General features: G+C 61.9%; 19 protein-coding genes. 6 read left to right on the plus strand and 13 right to left on the minus strand.

Going from position 1 to position 13,201, the window contains the following annotated elements; all coding sequences use genetic code 11:
• Nucleotides 1-157 precede the first annotated feature (157 nt).
• The 7 genes from CK215_RS04470 to CK215_RS04500 all read right to left on the minus strand — a co-directional run bounded on the left by CK215_RS04470 (nucleotide 158) and on the right by CK215_RS04500 (nucleotide 5,656).
• Nucleotides 158-589: a hypothetical protein gene (locus CK215_RS04470; RefSeq protein ID WP_095830242.1), complete on the minus strand. Its 432-nt coding sequence runs from the start codon at nucleotides 587-589 to the stop codon at nucleotides 158-160.
• Complete coding sequence (locus CK215_RS04475; protein ID WP_095830243.1) at nucleotides 586-1,536, minus strand: hypothetical protein; 951 nt, start codon at nucleotides 1,534-1,536, stop codon at nucleotides 586-588. The genes CK215_RS04470 and CK215_RS04475 overlap by 4 nt, the downstream gene beginning before the upstream one ends.
• A 258-nt stretch (nucleotides 1,537-1,794) precedes the next feature.
• A complete protein-coding gene (locus tag CK215_RS04480) occupies nucleotides 1,795-3,171 on the minus strand; it encodes an AAA family ATPase (protein ID WP_141245452.1) in 1,377 nt (458 codons plus the stop codon).
• 49 nt (nucleotides 3,172-3,220) lie between these two features.
• Entirely contained in the window at nucleotides 3,221-3,643 is a 423-nt protein-coding gene (locus tag CK215_RS04485) for a hypothetical protein (RefSeq protein ID WP_095830245.1), read from the minus strand.
• A 109-nt stretch (nucleotides 3,644-3,752) separates the two neighbouring features.
• Complete coding sequence (locus CK215_RS04490; RefSeq protein ID WP_095830246.1) at nucleotides 3,753-3,956, minus strand: helix-turn-helix domain-containing protein; 204 nt, start codon at nucleotides 3,954-3,956, stop codon at nucleotides 3,753-3,755.
• A gap of 77 nt (nucleotides 3,957-4,033) precedes the next feature.
• Nucleotides 4,034-4,408: a hypothetical protein gene (locus tag CK215_RS04495; RefSeq protein WP_095830247.1), complete on the minus strand. Its 375-nt coding sequence runs from the start codon at nucleotides 4,406-4,408 to the stop codon at nucleotides 4,034-4,036.
• A complete protein-coding gene (locus tag CK215_RS04500; RefSeq protein ID WP_095830248.1) occupies nucleotides 4,409-5,656 on the minus strand; it encodes a site-specific integrase in 1,248 nt (415 codons plus the stop codon).
• Nucleotides 5,657-5,947: 291 nt separating this feature from the next.
• Here CK215_RS04500 and CK215_RS04505 point away from each other — a divergent pair, with 291 nt between their 5' ends.
• Together CK215_RS04505 and CK215_RS04510 are read left to right on the plus strand one after the other, a co-directional pair.
• Nucleotides 5,948-6,283, plus strand: coding sequence for a hypothetical protein (locus tag CK215_RS04505; RefSeq protein WP_095784165.1), 336 nt, complete (start codon nucleotides 5,948-5,950; stop codon nucleotides 6,281-6,283).
• 295 nt (nucleotides 6,284-6,578) lie between these two features.
• Complete coding sequence (locus CK215_RS04510) at nucleotides 6,579-6,845, plus strand: hypothetical protein (protein ID WP_095830249.1); 267 nt, start codon at nucleotides 6,579-6,581, stop codon at nucleotides 6,843-6,845.
• Between the two features lie 36 nt (nucleotides 6,846-6,881).
• Here the strand turns inward: CK215_RS04510 and hdaA are convergent, their stop codons facing one another.
• From hdaA to CK215_RS04525, 3 genes are read right to left on the minus strand one after another with little or no spacing between them, the layout of a single operon-like run.
• A complete protein-coding gene (hdaA, locus tag CK215_RS04515) occupies nucleotides 6,882-7,586 on the minus strand; it encodes a DnaA regulatory inactivator HdaA (RefSeq protein WP_066995872.1) in 705 nt (234 codons plus the stop codon).
• A gap of 1 nt (nucleotide 7,587) precedes the next feature.
• Nucleotides 7,588-8,799 carry an AI-2E family transporter gene (locus CK215_RS04520; protein WP_066995869.1) on the minus strand — a complete coding sequence of 404 codons (1,212 nt, stop codon included), beginning with the start codon at nucleotides 8,797-8,799 and terminating at the stop codon, nucleotides 7,588-7,590.
• Nucleotides 8,741-9,328: a CDP-alcohol phosphatidyltransferase family protein gene (locus tag CK215_RS04525; RefSeq protein ID WP_066995921.1), complete on the minus strand. Its 588-nt coding sequence runs from the start codon at nucleotides 9,326-9,328 to the stop codon at nucleotides 8,741-8,743. The genes CK215_RS04520 and CK215_RS04525 overlap by 59 nt, the downstream gene beginning before the upstream one ends.
• 298 nt (nucleotides 9,329-9,626) lie before the next feature.
• Between CK215_RS04525 and purM the strand changes: the two genes are divergently transcribed.
• The 3 genes from purM to CK215_RS04540 are packed head-to-tail and all read left to right on the plus strand — an operon-like array spanning nucleotide 9,627 to nucleotide 11,936.
• Complete coding sequence (gene purM / locus CK215_RS04530) at nucleotides 9,627-10,706, plus strand: phosphoribosylformylglycinamidine cyclo-ligase (protein WP_095830250.1); 1,080 nt, start codon at nucleotides 9,627-9,629, stop codon at nucleotides 10,704-10,706.
• Nucleotides 10,703-11,410, plus strand: coding sequence for a phosphoribosylglycinamide formyltransferase (purN, locus tag CK215_RS04535; RefSeq protein WP_066995863.1), 708 nt, complete (start codon nucleotides 10,703-10,705; stop codon nucleotides 11,408-11,410). The genes purM and purN overlap by 4 nt, the downstream gene beginning before the upstream one ends.
• A gap of 7 nt (nucleotides 11,411-11,417) precedes the next feature.
• Nucleotides 11,418-11,936, plus strand: coding sequence for a histidine phosphatase family protein (locus CK215_RS04540; RefSeq protein WP_095830251.1), 519 nt, complete (start codon nucleotides 11,418-11,420; stop codon nucleotides 11,934-11,936).
• Nucleotides 11,937-12,056: 120 nt separating this feature from the next.
• Here CK215_RS04540 and CK215_RS04545 read toward each other — a convergent pair whose 3' ends face one another.
• Genes CK215_RS04545 through CK215_RS04555 form a run of 3 tightly spaced genes read right to left on the minus strand, consistent with a single transcriptional unit; the run spans nucleotide 12,057 to nucleotide 12,824 of the window.
• Nucleotides 12,057-12,263 (minus strand): DUF680 domain-containing protein, encoded by a 207-nt coding sequence (locus CK215_RS04545; protein WP_066995855.1) that lies wholly within the window; start codon nucleotides 12,261-12,263, stop codon nucleotides 12,057-12,059.
• A gap of 55 nt (nucleotides 12,264-12,318) precedes the next feature.
• Nucleotides 12,319-12,525 carry a DUF680 domain-containing protein gene (locus tag CK215_RS04550; protein ID WP_066995857.1) on the minus strand — a complete coding sequence of 69 codons (207 nt, stop codon included), beginning with the start codon at nucleotides 12,523-12,525 and terminating at the stop codon, nucleotides 12,319-12,321.
• A 53-nt stretch (nucleotides 12,526-12,578) separates the two neighbouring features.
• Entirely contained in the window at nucleotides 12,579-12,824 is a 246-nt protein-coding gene (locus tag CK215_RS04555; RefSeq protein ID WP_066995852.1) for a DUF680 domain-containing protein, read from the minus strand.
• 50 nt (nucleotides 12,825-12,874) lie between these two features.
• On the opposite strand from CK215_RS04555, the gene CK215_RS30615 reads away from it, so the two are divergent.
• Nucleotides 12,875-13,081, plus strand: a complete 207-nt coding sequence (locus CK215_RS30615) for a hypothetical protein (RefSeq protein WP_141245453.1) — start codon at nucleotides 12,875-12,877, stop codon at nucleotides 13,079-13,081.
• The last annotated feature ends 120 nt before the right edge of the window (nucleotides 13,082-13,201 follow it).

Below are 13,201 nucleotides of genomic sequence, written 5' to 3' on the forward strand. Positions count from 1 at the left end.
GGCAATGATTGTTCCCGCCGCTAATCGCTTGCGGCGGGTCGATCGCTCCATAGAATCGAGCGCATCGAAACGAAAACGGGCGGCGCTTCCGCCACCCGCAAAACTTGATCATGATCCATCCTAGCAAATCACGTGCGCCTCATGCGCACGAGCCGAGCTAGTCGCGCTTCGCGGTGATCCACCGCGGTTTGGGAAGCGGCAGAGCGCCAATCGCCTCGGATAGGCTGTTTGGAATTTCACCCATATCCATGGCGAAAAACTCCGCTTTGTTGCGCATCGCCTCAGCGGCTGCCGTGCACATTGCTTCGGCTTCGGCCTTTGAGATGGTTCCGCGGAGCATAAGCTCCAGTTCGGCTATCCGTTTCTGGAGCAGTTCCGTCTCGCGCTTCAATCTGGCGTCGGCATCACGTTGGGTTGCGGCCCGTTCGTCATCGCGGGCCAAGCCCTCCAGGGCGTGAAGGGCGTACCGAATGTGCCCTTCCCTGCCCTTGCTCTCAGCAATCGCCCAGCCAATCACCCTGACGAACCATTCGGGGAGCGGCTCGCCGTCCTTCTGGCGAATATGATCGAAGCTATAGGGGGACTTCATTGCCGCGAAATCCCGTAGTGCTGAGCTAGCAGCCGCAACCCACCATTGAGGCGTTCGCCGGCAGCAGCAATTGCCTTGCCGCGGTCCTTGTAGTGGCTGATCTTCAATCCAGCTTCGCCAAGCGACTGTCCTTCGACGACCACAGCGTCAACGACTGGGCCGTAGTGGGTGCCGAGCAGTACACGTGCCTTTCGATAGCGGCTACGCGCCTGTGCCATTCGGTCGCCCATTTCTTCGCCAGATCCGCCGTCAACCGAAACACACGAATAGTCGATGGCACCGAGAGGCTGCAGGCCGGCCATGTAATGATCATTGGCGTACCGCAAGCCAGCAGCGTGGAGCACGTCATTGGTTTCCGCGTCTTTGTCCAATTGGCCAGCAGTGTGCATCCGCTGGAAATTGTCCGATCGGCGAACCGGCGGCGTCGCGGTTTCTTCCTGCTCTTCATTATCGTTCGCAGCCACGATCGGCGTCGCGGCAGTCCGCTTGACACCCCACAGATGGCGAGCGACGTCAGCCAGACCCTGCGCGACGCGGTGCGGATTTTCTGTGTCGACGTTTGTCTCTTCGACCACGAACGCCTGGACCGTCGCTTTGCGCCGCGGTTCGTACCGGATCGCACCGATGCAGCCATCGAGGGCGGGCCGCACCGTGTGCCGCTGAACCTCAACCTGACGCCATTTCCCGTCAGCGGTCCTGGCCGAGTAGCGGACAATTGGGCTGGTCAGCTTGGAACGCGTGATCGACGCCAGCTTGATCAGGTGTTCGCCCGCATCGCGCTCATCGCTGTTGATGTAGTCGTTTGTGGTGAGCCATCCGAGAATCGCGGTCGCGGGCATTGGCGTCGTCTTCGCATGCTGCAGTTCGGCCAGGTTGTCGTTGGCAGCGGGGTATGGGTCGTGAACCATTGTCTCGATGACCTGGCCGGCTCTAATTGCCTGATGCATGTCAATTCCTGAACTCAGGGGAGTTTGGGGTTGCTGGCTATTTACTCTCGACTCTCGGGAATGCGTTCCTGACGCATCCCCCTCTTACAGAGGGGTAATTACCGGGAACGCGGGAATGGTAATGAATTCAAGGGTTTAACCCGTTCCCAATTTCGTCGGGAACGTTGGGAACGGGAATGGGAAATAATGTAAAATCAAATACTTAGCATTCCCGTTCCCGCGGGAACGATGCATTCCCGCCAACAATCGGGAACGGGTTCATCGCATCGCTCCAACTCCGAAGTTTCCGAGACCAATGGCGAACATGCCGGTGGGCACGTCTAACCACTTCGCGACCTTTTCGCCCTTGGCACTCGCCCGGACGATCTCTCCGCGTTGTAAGGCTTCTTCGCAAAGGGCGCCGAGGCGCGACTTGGAGAGCACCTGCAATTCCTCTGGCAAGCGCTCGCGAAGTTCGTACAGCCCGCCAGCGCCGGTCTTTGTGAACGGCTTGCCATCAGCTGCGGCACCTTCGACTGCAATGACCAGTGCGGCTCGCAAGTCGCCCTGTTCGGGCAGCGTTGCACCCAGATTGGCGGTCCGGTCGATCAGCAGCCCGTTGTCGGCGCGAGCGTACGTCGACAAGATGCGGCGGGCAGCGCCGTTTGCTTTCGCCACGCCTCCGTGCGCAACGCGGTTCGGCTCATAGGTAACGCCGAGTGTCTTGCAGATCTTCTTTGCCTTATCCGGCTCGCCGTACCAAAGCGCGTAGACAAGCCGCACCCCATCGACCAGTGCGCTGGTGCCGCGGATCGCATCGCGAGCGTCCGCGAGTGTTGCGATCTCCTTCGCGCGCTTGGCCATGTGATGCGCAAAGAACACGTTTGCGCCGGTATGTGCAGCGAGAGACGCGATCGATCCGCATACGAACTGGCCGGCAGCCGGATCCTCGTTTAGGGGCACCGCCGCGAACAACTGCAGAGGGTCAATGGTCACCAGGCGCAGATCTGAAATCCTATCCAGGCTGTCGCAGAATTTCCGCCAGGCGTCCGTCTCGACCAGTTCGCCCCTCGCAACTCGCCAGAAGGGCTGAATGGCTTTGACCGCAGACGGCAACGGAATGGCGATGAGCTTGTCACCTTGCTCTGCGAACCTGGCGCCCTTTGGATCGATGGCGGCCAGCCGCCTGTGCATGGCGCGAACGTCGTCTTCGCCACTCAATAAGAGAGCAGTTCCCTCCTGCACCACCTGCCCACCGAGGATCGGCGGGGGCGGGATTGTTCCGACCTTTCCAAACGCAACGCGCCGGCTAAGCTCGAGCAACGTGAACGATTTGCCGACCTCCCCCTGTGCCGCGATCATACCGGGTATACCGGACTCGACGACACCGCTGACGAGATACTCGGTTGGCTCGGGCTCCCCGACAAAGCGGGAAGCCCGCCAGGCAAAAATATCCAGATCAGACGGTTTCTCTGCTGGCTTGTTGTCATTCGCGGCGGCACTGGCCGTGACGAAACTCGCCATCACCCGCTTTTCGCCGGCTCGCTCGAACGCAATCGTCAGCTTTTCGCCATCGGCATCGACTACTGTTCCGGCACCGAATTTTTGATGTGAAACATTTTGGCCGATCGCCCAATCAGGCGCAGGTGCAGTCATTCGGAAGCTCTCGCGCCTGAGGTGTTATGTGGGCTTGCGCGTAGGTGGGCTAAGCAGCCTTCCGGTGCGCCGCATCCGCCTCCTCGACCGACTGCTGGAAAGCCTCAAGGCTGTCGAACCGATCGCCGTCACAATCGACCACCGTCCCTTCTGGCTCGATCAAAGCAGCATAACCTTCCTCGTCGGATGGGCCAGCAGCCAGCGCAAAGTTGCCACCAGGGCAAATCTGCCACGCAACAACGGACCGGATATCCCACCTGCGGACGCCATTCAAAACGTCGGTCGCAATTGTCTTGAAACCGGGGGCGGCAGACACAATGGGGAAAAAGGCGCGCTCGGGCTCGTCAACGAAGCCGGCATGCATACTGCCGTCCGACATTCCAAATTGATGGCGACCGTCGTGGCACTCCAGCATCTTCACGACATGCTGCGAGTTGAGAGTGTCGCCATTGTCGAGATGGATCAGCGGCATAGGAATCTCCTTCCCGCGTGTGCGGGCAATTTGAAGGAAATGTCGGGTTTTTGATGTCGGCTTTGTTCGCCGGGAGAGGACAGTCGACGGTAACCAATCGAATCCCGAATTATGCGACCTTGGCAGGCTTGCCGTTGTCATTGCTGGAGCGCCGATTGCCGGCAAGCCACAAATCGAGATCCTCGGTGCGATAAATCACTGAATTGCCAAGTTTGATATATGCCGGCCCGCCACCATAGCAGCGCATCTTGTCGAGATTTGATTTCGACAGGCCAACATATTCTGCGGCCTGTCTGACCCGAATATTCGCCATTCAATCCTCCTGTTTCATATTGTCGTAGGAGGTTATAGGCGTTTTCGCCTACGGGATTTAGGCAAAACAAATGGTGTTTATTCGCGGTTCCCCCTGTCGTGGGCCTCCTTCGCCGCGTCGAACTCCGATACTGCTTTGCGAATGTGGGTCTCTGAAAATCCGAATTTCTCGGAGAGTTGGTGCAACGCGTCTTCATATTTTACGCCGTCATCGCGCAGCCAGTGGAACTGTTCGCCGATATCGAACCAGTGCCGAGTCAGTGCCGGTCTTCGGCCGCGCGATCGCTTCGGTGGCTTCAGCATGTCGGCGGCTAGGCCCTGCACCACATCGTCGGCTTTGCCGGAACGCAGAATTGCGACGACCATGGTCTTCGCATCCTCTGTCCTCCCCTCGCTTAAGGCAGCTTGAATTGGCGACGCCTGCAGGCTGAATCCCTTTGGCAGAGGTGCCATTCACCTGCCTCCCATTGCGGTTGCGATCTTGTTCGCGATCAGATCGGCGGCGCGCTTGGCAGCATCGTTCGCAACATGGGCGTATCGCTGCGTTGTCTTTGCGTTTGCGTGCCCAAGGAGGTTTCCGATTACCGGCAAGCCGAGATCGCTTCCCGCGCCCACGCTAGCGAAGGTATGGCGCAAATCGTGCAAGTGGACATCGCCAAGCCCGGCGCGTTTGCAAATGGCAGCCCATGGCTTTTTAAGATCATGCCGCGGCTTCTCATCATCTGTGCCTGCATCTCGCCCAGCGATGACGAACTTGCCCACACGCGGCAGGCCGCGAAGCACATCCTGTGCCGCCGTCGATAGCACAACCGTTTTGCGGCCCGTCTTCGAATCTGGAAGGAAGAGCAATCCTCGCTCAGGGTCGACTTCGGCCCAGCGCAAGTTCAAGATTTCCCGCAACCGACAGCCGGTCAGCATCAAGAGGCGAATGGCACCAGTCACGTGCGGCCCATAAACGATGCGCCTGTTTTCGGGCTTGCGAGCATGCTTGGCGTTCGGCCTTTCTTCATCGACATCGTAGCGCAGGCCAGTCGTCTCGGCTTCGCGCATAGCGTCACCAAGGCGTTGCATCTCGTCACTGGTCAAATATCGCTCTCGACCTTCCTCCTTGAACTTGCGCACTCCCTTCACGGGATTGTCCATTTTGGCCCAATTGAATACCGCCGACGCTACCGCAAGCGCGCGGTTGGCGATGTACTTTCCGCCCACTTTGCCGATCGCGCGGTGCATCGCTCCGATATCGTCATCTGTGATGGTGTTGGCCCGCTTGCTGCCAATGTGCGGCGCAAGGTGCTTGTCGATGACATAAGTGTAGTAATCAGCCGTCGCGGTCTTACGATGCGTCTTCATGTGATCTTCGACATAGGTCGCTGCCAGTAGCGAGAACACCTCCGTTGCTCGCTCTTCGGCCTTTGCCTTGGCGGGATCGGCGCCAAGCTCCACGCCGGCAAGGATTTTCTTGGCCGCTTCCCGCGCCTTGTCGGCCTCAATCTTTTCAAGCCGTCCGATCTTTGATCGCTTCTTGGCAACGCCGCGTCCGCCTGCGCCCGGACGATATTCCACGATCCACGTAGCGACACCGGACGGCATCACACGCAGACCGAAGCCTTTCAGATCTTCGTCCCAGTAAAAAACCGGCGCCGTGCCGCCGGGCTTTTTGATAGATTCGACATTGCGCTTGGTGAGCTTCAAAATCGGCATTTGCCCCTCGTGTAACCACCGTGTAGCCACTTTGTAGGTGTTTGCCAGAAGAAAATCAATGGGCCTTCAGTTTCACTCTATTGGAAAACGTTGGAATATTCTTGCATCTTCAGGGATTTCATTCGAACCAACTGCAACGATATGCAACGCCATATGTAGCCACGCAACGCATATAATATGATTTGGGATCAGGGGGTCGCGTGTTCGAATCACGCCACTCCGACCAGTTTTCCTGAACATCCTAGAGCCCGCGCTTCGGGAACCCTGTCGGCCTTCAGAAGTTCTGTTGCCATGGCCGACACTCCAAGGACCCCCACCATCGCCCGCATCTGGCGCGGCAGGACCTTGCCGGAAAAAGCGGACGACTATGAAACTTACAATTACGAGACCGGCATCAAGCCGCTCATCGAAAAGGCACTCGGCGTCCAGACATTTCGCGAGGACACGGCGACCCATTCCGAGTTCGTGACGATCTCCTATTGGGAGAGCATCGAGGCAATGGCGCGCTTCACCGGCGGCGGGCCGACCCAGGTCCACCACCTCGACCGCGACGCGGAATTCCTGATCGAGCTGCCGAAGAGCGTGCAAGTGCTGCGCTTGCTCACCAGCCATGGCAAGACGGGCTGAAGGTGTCCAGCATCGAGCAACAGGCCTTGATCTCTGAAGGGAGCCGTCGGCGTGGAACCGAGTAAACCCGCCGGGCGAGTCCCCAACAACCTCGAGCCCGGCGAGCCTACAACCCGATCTGCAATGCGACCGGGACCGGGATCAACCGGCGTCTTCCGCGCTGCAAGATGGATGCCAGGGAAGTGGCTCGAAATGGGACAGCCACGATCGTCCCGCAACTCCGGACGGAAAACCGCTACGCGCTTTTCCCGGAGTTGCTCTAAACTCCGGGCAAACGGGGCAAGGGGGACTCTGGATGCCTATTCTCGAGGCGCTGCTGTCGCTGATCGGCCCGGCCTATTTGGCCTATTATGGCTTCGCGGTTCCGGTGGCGGTCGCCTGGGCAATCCTGTGCGCTGCTCTGTGGGTTTGGAACAACCGGCCGAGCAAGAGGCAGAATGGCAGCGTCGCCCTGTCGCGGATCGGCAGCCTGTTGTTCTTCGTCTTTGTCGCCGCATGCTACGTGGCAGCGCATACGGGAGTCTATCTGCTGGCTCGGCATCTGGCCGGATTATGGGCGTAGAGAGCGCACAATCCCGGAACAGCCTTCCTCGACATCCTAAATATCGAACTCGCCCTGGCCCTCGTCCATGGCGCTGACGGTCTCGGCGGCGAGCGCTCGGGTGATCGGCGTCTTGCGCTCGAGAGCGGCGCGGTCGAGGCGCTCCACGACCCGCATGGCAGTCGCCAGCGAGCGTTCGATGCGCCGCACCAGATATTGCACGACATGCGGCTCGACCTCGACCTGGCGGTCGGCGAAGAGCTTGGTGATAACGCCGGCGAGCAGCAGGTCGTCCGGCTCGTGGATCTCGATGGTCGCCGCCGCTTTCAGCCGCGAGATGAGGTCCGGCAGCGCGACGCGCCAGGCCGAGGGAAAGCGCCGCGCCGTCAGAAGCAGCGTGGAGCCGGCGCCGCGCACGGTGTTGATCAGGTGGAACAGGCCTTGCTCGTCGATCGGGAGCTTGTCGATGTCGTCGATCAGCGCGGGGCTCGCGCCTAGCCCGCCAATGTGCTCGCCGATGTGATCGGGAGCGATGGCGACAGCGTGCGCATGCGCTTGCCAGATCTGGGCGAGATGCGTCTTGCCGGACCCGGGAGGGCCGGCGAGCACCACCACCGGCGCGGGCCAGTCCGGCCAGCGGTCGACCAGTGCTGCGGCCTGCGCGTTGGCCCCGGAGACGACGAGCTCGTCGCGCGAGTAGCCGGTACCGTGGCCGAGATCGAGCGGCAGCTGGCGCGGTGGACCGGTTCGTTCGCCAGCCATTTCAGCCACGCGGCGGTGAGCGGTGGCCGCCGCCGCGATCCGCCGGCAAAGGAGGTGCGGGCTCGGTGGCATGGCCGTTGTAGAGCGGCGATTCGAGGTAGCGGGCAATCGCAAAGCGCACCAGCACGGCAATGGCCGCCGAAGCCGGCACCGCAATCAGCAGGCCGACGAAGCCGAACAGCGCACCGAAGGCAAAGAGCGCGAACATCAGCCAAACCGGATGCAGTCCGACGCTTTTGCCGACCAGCCTCGGCTGCAGGATATTGCCCTCGATGAACTGGCCGACGAAGAACACGCAGGCCACCGCCACGATCATCGTCCAATCCGGCCAGAACTGGACGAAGGCGACGCCGACCGCCAGCACCAGCCCGGTCAGCGAGCCGACATAGGGGATGAAGGAGATCAGCCCGGCGAAGAAGCCGATGAGGATGGCGAAGTTCAGCCCCGTCAGCGTCAGGCCGGTGGCGTACATGGCGCCCAGCACAAGGCAGAGCGTGCCCTGCCCGCGCACGAAGCCGGCGGTGGCGGTGTTGATCTCGCGGGCAAGCGCCCTGACCGTCTCGACGTAGTCGCGCGGAACCCAGCTGTCGACCACGGCCACCATGCGGTCCCAGTCGAGCAGCATGTAGAAGGCCACGACCGGGGTGACGACGAAGAGGCTGACCACCGAAACCAGCGCCACGCCCGAGCTCCAGATCGAGGTGAAGACGGTGGTGAGCAGCCCGAAACCGGTGGTGAGCAGCGAGTTCAGTCCGTCGCGCAGGCTGGCCGCGTTGACGCCAAAACGCTGCTCCAGCCACTTCGGGTCGAAGCTGGTGATGAGCGACTGCAGGCGGGTGAGATATTCCGGCAGCTTGCGCGCGAAATCGGCCATCTGCGTGGCCAGCACAGGCACCAGGATAACGAAGGCGAGCACCACGACGACGACGAAGGCAATGAGGATCACCACCGTCGCCATCAGCCGGGAGAGGCCGAGCCGCTGCAGCCGATCGGCCACCGGATCGAGGAAATAAGCGAGTACCATGCCGGCGACGAAGGGCAAGAGGATGCCGGAGAAGACATAGAGGAACAGCGCCAGAAGCACGGCGACGATCAGCCAGAACGCGATCTGCCGGCGCAACGCGGTCGAGGCCGCGGCCGTCCAGGCTTCGCCGTCAGGTGTCCGTGCTGGAATTGCCCGACTTGGTGTTGCTCGTCCGGGAGCCTTCGCCATAGCCACTCATATGCCTTAGCCAGGCCACGAGATAGGCCGCGGCCGAAGCCACGGTCAAGACCCCGGAGAGCAATATGAGCGCCGGCCGGAGCGGATAGAGATGCATGGAAAAGGCAAGCTCGCCCAGCACAAGCGCCGCCAGCGCGATCTGCACGGCGGTGTTCACCTTGGAGACCAAGAGCGGCTTCATCTCGACCGGCTGCGCCATCACGCTGGACAAAAGCACGGCGCAGACGATCAGCGCGTCGCGCGAGACCATGGTCACGACAAGCCAGAGCGGCAGTTCCCCGGCATAACCCATGACGACGAAGACCGAGACCAGGAGAAGCTTGTCGGCGACCGGATCGAGATAAGCGCCGAGCCGCGAGAACAACCGGTAGCGGCGAGCGATGAAACCGTCGATGCCGTCGGAGATGCCGGCGACGAGGAAGCCGGCAAAGGCCCAGTCCCAGCGCGCCTGCAGCATGGCCAACACCACGGCCGGCACCAGCAGCAGCCGCATGATCGTGATCATGTTGGGTATGGTCACGTGATGTCCCGTCATGGGTTTTGTTGGAAGATAGTTGATGGAGATGAGAGGTGCGCGCAAGGGAGGAGTTGCTGATCTCCCCTCTCGAGGGGGAAGATGGCCGGCAGGCCAGTCGCCTCACGCGTCGATCGCCGACCTCCATCTCTGGCGCACAAGGCGCTGGAGCTCCACGCGAGGCGACCCCTCTGTTGCCTCCGGCGACATCTCCCCCTCAAGGGGGGAGATTGGCTCTCACGCGCCTTGCCCCCCGAAACCATTCATGCGATGAGCCCGCAATGGAAACAGGGACGAGCCGAAGATGAGCAACGGCGACAAGGCCAAGCGCAAGAACGGGCTCACCTATGCCGAGGCGGGCGTCGATATCGATGCCGGCAATCTCATGGTCGAGAAGATCAAGCCGCTCGTGCGCGCGACGCGCCGGCCGGGTGCCGACGGCGAGATCGGCGGCTTCGGCGGCCTGTTCGATTTGAAAGCCGCCGGCTTCACCGATCCGGTGCTGGTCGCGGCCAATGACGGGGTCGGCACCAAGCTCAAGATCGCCATCGATTCCAGCAAGCACGACACCATCGGCATCGACCTCGTCGCCATGTGCGTCAACGATATCGTCGTGCAGGGCGCCGAGCCGCTGTTCTTCCTCGACTATTTCGCTACCGGCAAGCTCGATCCGGACCAGGGCGCGTCCATCGTCGGCGGCATCGCGCAAGGCTGCCGGCAGGCCGGCTGCGCGCTGATCGGCGGCGAGACCGCCGAGATGCCCGGCATGTATCACGACAAGGATTACGACCTTGCCGGCTTTGCCGTGGGCGCGGCCGAGCGCGGCCAGTTGCTGCCCACCGACGACATCGTCGAGGGCGACGTGCTGCTTGGCCTCGCGTCCTCCGGCCTCCACTCCAACGGCTTTTCGCTGGTGCGCCGCATCGTTGCCGCGAGCGGACTTGGCTGGAGCGATCCTGCGCCGTTCAACGATGAGCTCAGCCTCGCCGAAGCGCTGCTCGAGCCGACGCGCATCTACGTGAAGTCGATCCTGAAGGCGATCCGCAACACGCATGGCATCAAGGCGCTGGCTCATATCACCGGCGGCGGTTTTCCGGAAAACATTCCGCGCGTGCTGCCCAAGGATTTCTCCGCCGAGCTCGACCTCGAAGCGATCGACGTACCGCCTGTATTCTCGTGGCTCGCCAGGACCGGCGGCGTGGCGCCGCAAGAAATGATGCGCACCTTCAACTGCGGCATCGGCATGGTCCTCGCCGTTGCTTCCGGCCAGGCGGCGCAGGTGGCAGCGGTGCTGCAGGAAGCCGGCGAGACGGTGACGCCGATCGGTCGCATCGTGCCGCGCCGCGACGCCGGCGTCATCTACCGGGGCTCGATCGAACTATGAGCAGGAAACGCACGGTCGTCCTGATCTCGGGCCGCGGCTCCAACATGACGGCGCTGATCGCGGCAGCCAGCGACCCGACCTATCCGACCGAGATCGTCGGCGTCATCTCGGATCGTGCGAACGCCGCGGGCCTCGGCCTCGCGCAGTCGCGCGGCATCGCCACCAAGGTGATTCAGCGCGCCGACCATCCGAGCAAGGACGCACATGACGCTGCGATCGATGCCGCGCTTACCGGCTTCGGCGCCGAGATCGTGGCTCTGGCCGGCTATATGCGCATCCTCGGCCGCGGCCTGGTCGAAAAATGGCAGGGGCGCATGGTCAACATCCACCCTGCCCTTCTGCCTGCCTTCAAGGGGCTGGACACGCATGCGCGCGCCATCCGCGCGGGCGTGCGCATCCATGGCTGCTCCGTGCATTTCGTCACGCCCGAGATGGATGACGGCCCGATCATCGCCCAGGCCGCCGTGCCGGTGATGGTCGGCGACAATGAGGACACTTTAGCCGCGCGGGTGCTGAAGGTGGAGCACCGGCTCTATCCGCTGGCGCTGGGGCTGGTCGCCGAAGGCAAGGCGCGCATGGAAAAGGGCCACACCGTGCTTGCCCATTTCGCCGACGACGCCGACAACGCCACTTCAGTGGTGATGGCGCCCGACCCGCTGCGCGAGGAAACCGACCTCGAACAGCTGGCGCGCATCACGCCGTAGGACTGCCATGGCGACGCCCAGACAACTCCTTGTGCTGCGCCATGCCAAGTCGAGCCGGGACGATCCCAAGCTCGCCGATTTCGACCGTCCGCTCGCCCCGCGCGGGCTGAAGACGGCACCGCTGATCGGGCGCGAGCTTTCGCGGCGCGGCTGGCTGCCGGATCTGGCACTGGTCTCGCCGGCGCTGCGCACCCGCGACACCTGGCGACTGGTCGCCGCCGAGTTGCCGAAGCATGGGCCAGCGGAATTCGCCGAGGAGCTCTACGAGGCGGCGCCGGCCGCCATCCTGGCGTGCGTGCGGCAGGCGAAAGCCACCAGCCTGGTCGTGATCGGCCACAATCCCGGCCTGCAGAATTTCGTGCTGCGGCTCGCCGGCACCGGATCGGACGAGGGCGTGTTCAAGAAAGTCGAAGCGAAGTTCCCGACGGCGGCACTGGCCCGGTTCACGGTGAAGGAGGATTGGGCGAAGCTCGACTTCGGCGGAGCGCGACTGACGCATTTCGTCAGCCCGAAGGATTTGGAATAGAGCGCCTCTGTGCGCAGCCGGGCCTATAGTCACGACATAAGCCGGCCTGCGGATAGCCGGCTCCAAAAACAGAGCGGCGGGACAAGCCCGCCGCTTTGAGGTCTATCGACGATCGACCGTTTAGTGGTTGCCGAACAGATCGCGGTCGGCGCCCTGGGTAACCGGCTTCTGAACATTCGCGACCGACTTCTTGACCGAAGCGGTGTACGAGGTGTCGACCGAGGCGGCCGGCTGGTTGGCATTGGCCGAACCGTAGTTGTCGGAACCGGCGAAAGCGGCACCGGTGGCAACGAGAAGGGCAGCGGCGGTAAGAGCGATCTTGGTCATTTCAGTTACTCCGAAATTGAGGGGCGATGTTGGCAAGGTTGCCCTGACGGGCCGGTTAGTGGTTGCCGAACAGGTCGCGGTCGCTGCCCTGGGTGACGGGCTTCTGGACATTCGCATCAGACTTCTTGACCGAAGCGGTGTACGAGGTGTCGACCGATGCGGCCGGCTGGTTGGCGTTGGCCGAACCGTAGTTGTCGGAGCCGGCGAAAGCGGCACCAGTGGCAACGAGAAGGGCAGCGGCGGTAAGAGCGATCTTGGTCATTTCAGTTACTCCAGATTTGAGAGTTGTGGTTCTGATCGGTTCGGGACGGAGGCCTAGCGGCCCCAAATGCCCTGGCCGGATTCCGGCTGGTTCTGATCGGGCGTGATCCTGAGATCGCGCTGCTCGAACTTGCGGATCGAACCGGTGATGCTGCGGTCGATGTTGTCGCCCGACCGCGGCGCAACCGACTGGGTGACGGCCGGCTGGTTGACGTTGTCGGAACCGTAATGGTCGCTGCCGGCGAAGGCGCTGCCCGTGGCAACGAGAAGGACCGCGGCGGTAAGAGCAATCTTGTTCATTTTAGGTACTCCAGATTTTCAAAATCCTATCCGTCAAGTGGCGTGCCGTAATGGAAATTCGCGTCGCTCGGACCACCCCGAGATGGGTCGGTCCTGTTGCCATTTCCAATCACGAAGATGTGCAAATCGAACCGTTCGGTTCGACCTTGAAATCGCGTGAACAGCGCGGCTGCCACATTCTTTTGTTTGAATATCAACTACTTGCAGTGTTGCCGACGAGGTTTCACGGTCTGGACAGCGAGCCAGCGTTCACCTGAGTTACACAAACCGTCAACATAAATTGAACCGAACCGTTCGGTTTTATCCATCGCGCGAGCGAATTGGGCCTCCAGGCCGACCGACGGAACCGATTTCAGCCGGCGTTTGCCTTGTCGGCG

The organism is Mesorhizobium sp. WSM3864 (assembly GCF_002294955.1).
Lineage (GTDB): Bacteria > Pseudomonadota > Alphaproteobacteria > Rhizobiales > Rhizobiaceae > Mesorhizobium.